General features: G+C 42.3%; 7 protein-coding genes. 2 read left to right on the top strand and 5 right to left on the bottom strand.

Annotated features, from left to right (window positions below):
* Positions 1-324: 324 nt before the first annotated feature.
* Both WS34_RS15785 and WS34_RS13905 read right to left on the bottom strand, forming a co-directional pair.
* Positions 325-474 carry a hypothetical protein gene (locus tag WS34_RS15785; protein WP_182436132.1) on the bottom strand — a complete coding sequence of 50 codons (150 nt, stop codon included), beginning with the start codon at positions 472-474 and terminating at the stop codon, positions 325-327.
* Positions 475-1,316: 842 nt separating this feature from the next.
* Entirely contained in the window at positions 1,317-2,600 is a 1,284-nt protein-coding gene (locus tag WS34_RS13905; RefSeq protein WP_022159874.1) for an L-cysteine desulfidase family protein, read from the bottom strand.
* A gap of 321 nt (positions 2,601-2,921) precedes the next feature.
* Here WS34_RS13905 and WS34_RS13900 point away from each other — a divergent pair, with 321 nt between their 5' ends.
* Complete coding sequence (locus WS34_RS13900) at positions 2,922-3,443, top strand: sporulation domain-containing protein (RefSeq protein WP_022159875.1); 522 nt, start codon at positions 2,922-2,924, stop codon at positions 3,441-3,443.
* 6 nt (positions 3,444-3,449) lie between these two features.
* On the opposite strand, the gene WS34_RS13895 is transcribed toward WS34_RS13900, so the two are convergent.
* Entirely contained in the window at positions 3,450-4,415 is a 966-nt protein-coding gene (locus WS34_RS13895; protein ID WP_013610474.1) for a GSCFA domain-containing protein, read from the bottom strand.
* 79 nt (positions 4,416-4,494) lie between these two features.
* On the opposite strand from WS34_RS13895, the gene WS34_RS13890 reads away from it, so the two are divergent.
* On the top strand, positions 4,495-5,052 hold the full coding sequence (locus WS34_RS13890) for a manganese efflux pump MntP (protein ID WP_013610473.1): 558 nt from the start codon (positions 4,495-4,497) through the stop codon (positions 5,050-5,052).
* Between the two features lie 327 nt (positions 5,053-5,379).
* On the opposite strand, the gene WS34_RS15780 is transcribed toward WS34_RS13890, so the two are convergent.
* On the bottom strand, positions 5,380-5,550 hold the full coding sequence (locus WS34_RS15780; protein ID WP_286693806.1) for a hypothetical protein: 171 nt from the start codon (positions 5,548-5,550) through the stop codon (positions 5,380-5,382).
* A gap of 142 nt (positions 5,551-5,692) precedes the next feature.
* A partial coding sequence (locus WS34_RS13885; protein WP_046405544.1) for an FISUMP domain-containing protein occupies positions 5,693-6,203 on the bottom strand: 511 nt, incomplete at its 5' end.

The following is a 6,203-nucleotide window of genomic DNA, read 5'->3' as shown; positions in this document are numbered from 1 at the left end:
GCATAATCTGTTCGAACTGTTCGTTAGCCGAACGAAGGGTACTCACCCAATACCCGGCAAACAACGTTTGGATATGGGCGGCATTGGCTTCGAGCTTCAGTCCTGCATCAGATTCTTGATCGCTCCGGTTTCCTGACGGTAAGGCATAGCCGGGATGTTCCGGCCATACTTATCGACCAAAACCAGCAGTACCTCACAGATATCCGAACTCATCCACCGAGGCCTCTATACATTTCAAATTCTGTATATCCGTTCCCCCGATAGAGGTAAACCTTCCATACGTTTTTTCATCCTTTATCTTTCCATGATTAAAAAGAATATTGATTACCGGATATGAATCGCATAGAAGAAAAAGCTCACCCCTATACCGATGAAATACCACAGATGGAAATCTGCGACACCGAAGCGGTCGTACCTGGTCAGCAGAAAAGCGATAGCATCACTACCCACAATGACAGCCAGGGTTCCCATCAATGTCGTCGGAATGAAACGTTCGTATTTTCAGACAAAGTAAAAATAAAAATCATCCAGCCAACGACAGCACCGATCAAAAATGGAGCCAAATGTCTAAGCATAAACACCTATATTAAAGATTTACAATTCGTAAAAATTTACCTTATCACCAGCTTTCTCCATCACAAATCCCCTACAAAATCTCCTTCCATCTATCATCTATTATTTATCATCTATCTTTGTCGCTACCGGGAGAATCGAACTCCCGCTCCCGAACCATCGTAGCGGCGTTGCCTTCGGGGGTTTCCCCACCGGATTGGATACCGGTTCACGCCCGGTCTGTTACCCTACGCGTGTAGCAACCCACGGCGACGCCACCGGGAGACTCTTTTACGTCCAAGAATGAAAAGGAGCTCGGTCAGCTGGGAGAAGAAATAAACTGAAAAGAAAACTATCGTTTAGAATGATAGATAAGATTATAAAACACAGAACATATTGAAAATTTGAATTGATCGTACAAATTTGTCGGCAATATGTTTACAAAAAAAACGAACGATTAAATTTGTAATAAAAAATAGCTGGGGAGGTTAATGAATAAATTTTGAAAAGATTGATTAGGTGAAGATTATAAAATAGTCAGAAAAAGAAAAGAGATTCGAAACATAACTGTTTTAATCGTTCGTTTTTTTAACATTCGAACTACTTGATTATCTCTTTGTAAGAACAGGGAACAAAGATACATATTAAATTTGTTGTGTACAAATTGAATCTGGAATTAATCCGGGAAAATCAAATAAAAAAATCCCGGAATCGTGGTCTGTAAAACACCAAAATTCCGGGGAATAGTATGTAGAGAAAAATTATTATTGTTTCCGACACATAATGTTCAGAATCGTCTTATCGGTCTGTTCCATACCGGTGGTACCGATGATTCCGACATTGCGGATCGTTTTTTCAATATCTTCTTCAATAATACCGTCATTGTGAGTTTTGATTCCTTTCATGGATAACAGAGCGGCCTGTACGGCAGCAGAAACGCCGGAATATACTTTCAGGGCACAACCTTGTTTCGCTCCGTCACACATCATTCCGGTCAGGTTGGAACACATAGTCTTAATAGTGTTGACTACCTGTTCGTAGGTTCCCCCCATCAGATAAGTAATCGCCGAAGCAGCCCCCGTACCGGCAATCAGAATTCCACACAAAGCAGAAAGGTGTCCCATATAATAATGGATATGGGCAGCTACCAGATTACTCAAAGCCAAGGCCCGGATCAATTGCTCCCGGGAACAACCGAATTGTTCGGCAGCCACGACGACAGGAAGATAAACCGTAATTCCCTGATTTCCACTACCGGAATTAGTCATCACCGGTTTTTCACAACCGTCCATCCGAGCATCGGAAGCTGCGGTGGCACAAATCAAGGCATTGTTCAAAAAGTCGTTTTCCAACAACCCTTTGTCGATATTTTCTTTTAAGGTCTTACCGATCTGCAGACCGTATTCACTCTTCAAACCTTCAGCCGAAATCGCTTTGTTCATTTCAGCACCTTCCAATACAAACTCGATCTCTGCAACGTCGATCCGGTGGATAAATTCCCAGATCCGGGCTATACTTAATTCAACACGATCGCTCTTTTCGGCAGCTACCGGCGTAAAATCTTTACGATAAACTGCTTTCCCGTTCTTTTCAACCAGAATAATATTGGTATGTCCGTGGACAATCACTGTTTTTACCGTATCGTTGCCTTTCTTACAGATGGCTTCTGCATACAATTTATCGGGAGCATCTTCTTTCAAATGGATAACGACAGCCTGCTTGTCCAATAAAGATTTAGCAACAGCCAAATTATTACAAGCAGAAACTTCCTTCAATACTTCCAGGCCGTATTCAGTCTTTCCACAAACAGCACCCAAAGCAGCGGCGATAGGCAGTCCGGTCATACCGGTACCGGGAATACCTACTCCCATTCCGTTCTTATAGATATTTCCACTGACGAACACTTCGATATGTTCCGGAACACCACCCAATTCTTCTTTACATCGGGCACAAGCTAAGGCACAAGCAACCGGTTCCGTACAACCTAATGCCGGAATCGTTTCCATTTTCAGTACTTCTATGATTTGTTTATCTGTAGCCTGACACATAAAATTTTATTTTTGATTGATGAAGCAAAATTATTTCTTTTTATCATATCCACTCCTCCGACCTCCTGTATTAACGCTTTTTTAACTTGATTTACATCACCAAAGTAGTCTTTTCCCGGGGATTTCCAACACAAACAATGACCAATATCGTCACTCTCAAAAGCACACCTTAACCCGTCTGCGAGTCGACCCCAATGTTCCCTCCGAATCTCTGAATAATCATTTTATTGACGAACAAACACACTTTATCCAGGCGGCAAGATCAAGAAAATATTTCACGATTTACTCTAAATTCCTTATCTTCGCAAAAAATTTTAAATCATGAATAAATATTTATTCTTTATATTATTCCTTTTTCCGGTCCATTTGTTTGCACAAGAAGCAGATACCCTGATCGTGGAAGCAGAACCGCATTACGATATTCTTCAGGAACTCAGGACGGAAAGTCATAACGGTGGACAGGTAATCCTCGACAGTGACACGCCGATAGACAATTTGCTGCAATGGCACATCCATCTGAATGAGAAAAAGAAAACTTTTACAGGTTACCGGATTCAAATTCATTCGGTCAGTTCGTTCGGCTGCAACATCGAAAACCTAAAGGAAATGCGGAATAAGTTCGAAGAAACCTTCCAAGACATTCCGGCCTATTTGAAATATTTTGATCCGGATTTCAAAATCCGGGTAGGTAATTACAGAAACCGTTTAGAATGTATTCCTGATTTACACCGGATCCGTAAAATTTATCCGGCCAGTTATGCCGTAAAAACAGAGATTTCCCTGGATGAACTGAAACGAATCCCGATGCAGGATATCGTGACCGGGACAGAAACAGCGGAATAACCGGAATCAACTGAAAGAAATACTGAGTTCACGTTCAAGCCGTTCACGCTCCTGAGCTGTTTTTTTCATCAATTCCTGATAAACAGACGAATCAGGATCTGTAGGTCGGTGTAATAAAGTCTTGTTTATTTTATCGATGCGCTTCATCCACGCTTCGGTTGCCGAAGTCATATACAGGGACTGAAACTTCTCCCAGATATATTCGATTCCTTGCGGAGAGATGTGTAACATATCTTCTGTATAGAAACGATAATCCCGAAGCTCGTCCATCACGATCTCATAAGAAGGGAAATAAGAGACATAATCCAGCCTTTGCTTCAATTTATCGATGGCCAGCAACAATACCGCTTTACTCAACTGGTTGGCATGTGCTCCGTCTTTCCAATGCCGGATAGGGCTCACGGTGAACAGCACCCTCATATCCGGATAACGACTGTGCAGGCGGGACAATAAATCGGTATACACCTGTTCGATATCTTCGGGGCTTAATCGGAAACGCTCGAAATCAGTGGCCGGAAATTTATGACAATTGGCAACGACTCGTCCCAACTGCCGATGACGGTATACCCAGGCAGTTCCCCAGGTAATCACCAGGACATTTGTCGTTTTTAAATGAGCTACCGATTTTTCCAATCTGGAATTTATACGCTGTAAACAGTCCCCGGCTTCCCTGGCGGAAAACCGTCCATGATGGCTCAGACTCACCCACAGTTCCCCGTTTCGTAATAAATCGGCCTGCGAGAATCGTTTACCGGCCAATAACAACTCCAGCGTATCAGCCACAGACAGGGGATTATATACAATACCACAAGGATTGATATCCGTCTTGAACCTGAAATATTCCAGCTTCGCTCCAACATTTTCGACAAAGCAGGAACCCAGCATCATGAGCCGGGTCGAATAATCGATCCGAAACGAAGGTTTATCCAATTTGACAACAGTCTGTAGTTCCATTTTTTCCACTAATTTCATCACAAAGGTAAGTCACCTTTTCGTTTTTACCTTTTACTTTTTACTTTATTTTCTATCTTTGCAGAACAATTTTTGTACAATGAGCTTTATCACCATCCTATTAATTGCAATCGGTCTTTCTATGGACAGTTTAGCGGTCAGTATCAGTGGCGGCATATGTATGAAACCGTTCTGTATCAAGAAGTCTCTGAAAATGGCTTTGACCATGGGGATATTCCAGGGGGGTATGACCTGGCTGGGATGGGCGATGGGTATTCATTTCAGTAATTATATCACCGATTTCGATCACTGGATCGCCTTTGTTTTATTGAGTTATTTAGGTGGAAAGATGGTCTACGAATCCTTCAAAGAAGAGGATAGCCACCTGATTACCTTTTCTAGCCGGATGCTTTTCACCCTCGGCGTAGCGACCAGTATCGATGCCCTGGCTGTCGGCGTGAGTATGGCTTTTCTGAAAACGGGCATCTGGTTTCCGGCTTCAGTTATCGCTTTCACTACTTTCTTCCTTTCTTTCAGCGGAGTGATCTGTGGCTTCCGGTTCGGAAAAATCAAAGGCCTCAAAGTAGAACTACTCGGAGGCCTTATCTTAATTGTAATCGGTGTTAAAATACTGATCGAACATACTTTATTGGATTAAAGATCGTCAGAACAAAGGGACGGGGGTATTGTTCCCCAAAATAGAACAATATCCCCGTCCCTTTGTTTTCCAATTTTTCAACATTTTAATGAGATTAAACAAAATCTCAGAATAGTGTTTCAAAAAGTGTGTAAATCCCACTTTTATTATTTTTGTAATGGAAACTTTAAAAATGACAAATAGGAATTTACACATGAACAAATTTCTGAAATCACAAATGGGGAAGAAGGTTTACAAGGTTTGGTAAAACAAAGTCCATCCATCTTCCCCTCGAACACCGGAAAACCAGAGTTCATCTACAGATCTTTTCAGACAACCGGCAATTTTTTACGGAGAAGGATGAGCATAGAATTCATCTATATCAAAATAACAATAAGGCAAAAGGGAGAGTCCTTCTTCAGAAGCCTCTAAAATCGTACAGTCGGGATTACGACAATCCGAAGAATCGACATTCTGTCCTTTAGTCGCAACCACTACGGCTTTACAATATTGCTTCATCTCACAAATTGCTTATTTTGCCTCTTCCGAAGAGCAAAACATATTACGATCGAACTCAGCTTGACGGGAAGTAACCCGATTTGTGCAAGCCATCATCCCGATCAAGCCACCAATTACCAGAAAATCTTTCATGCTATTTCCCTTATTGTACTTCCCGGCAACAACGTACATTCAGCCAATTGGTAGTCATCGTACTCTGACGAAATACTTTCGTCGAATTATAAGCGATTTTCCGGTAAAAGATAAAACCGTCGTAAGCCGGATCTGCGGTTGCTGTCCAAAAATAGCCGAAAACACTTCGGAAACGCCAGTTATCGTTATAAGCGACAGGATGTACCGAATAAAAGCCACCGGCCTCCAATTTCAAACCGGTACCTTCCTCTCCTTGCTGCATCAACTCGCCTTCGTACGTACCCCGCTCTCCGATCGCACCGATTTCCGGTTCACTCATGCCGAGAGCCCGTTCTAAATCTGCCCAATCGGCATCGGTAGGCAAACGCCATCCTTGAGGAGCGACGGTCATGGCCGCTGCATAGTTGTAATAATAACCGTATTTACGAAACATATTATCACTCATGGATCCTTCTCCCAAAACTCCTTCTTCTTCATAACAACCATACAATCCGGTTTCCGGTTCATAACGCATATTGGAT

It is taken from the genome of Odoribacter sp. N15.MGS-14 (assembly GCF_000980245.1).
Classification (GTDB): Bacteria; Bacteroidota; Bacteroidia; order Bacteroidales; family Marinifilaceae; genus Odoribacter; species Odoribacter splanchnicus.
Note: the sequence above shows the minus strand (reverse complement) of the source record. Positions and strands in the feature narration are given on the sequence as shown.

Coding starts and splice junctions, on each gene's coding strand:
- WS34_RS13905 (WP_022159874.1), bottom strand. CDS start 2,600: ATGTGTCAGGCTACAGATAAACAAATCATAGAAGTACTGAAAATGGAA.
- WS34_RS13900 (WP_022159875.1), top strand. CDS start 2,922: ATGAATAAATATTTATTCTTTATATTATTCCTTTTTCCGGTCCATTTG.
- WS34_RS13895 (WP_013610474.1), bottom strand. CDS start 4,415: ATGAAATTAGTGGAAAAAATGGAACTACAGACTGTTGTCAAATTGGAT.
- WS34_RS13890 (WP_013610473.1), top strand. CDS start 4,495: ATGAGCTTTATCACCATCCTATTAATTGCAATCGGTCTTTCTATGGAC.
- WS34_RS15780 (WP_286693806.1), bottom strand. CDS start 5,550: ATGAAGCAATATTGTAAAGCCGTAGTGGTTGCGACTAAAGGACAGAAT.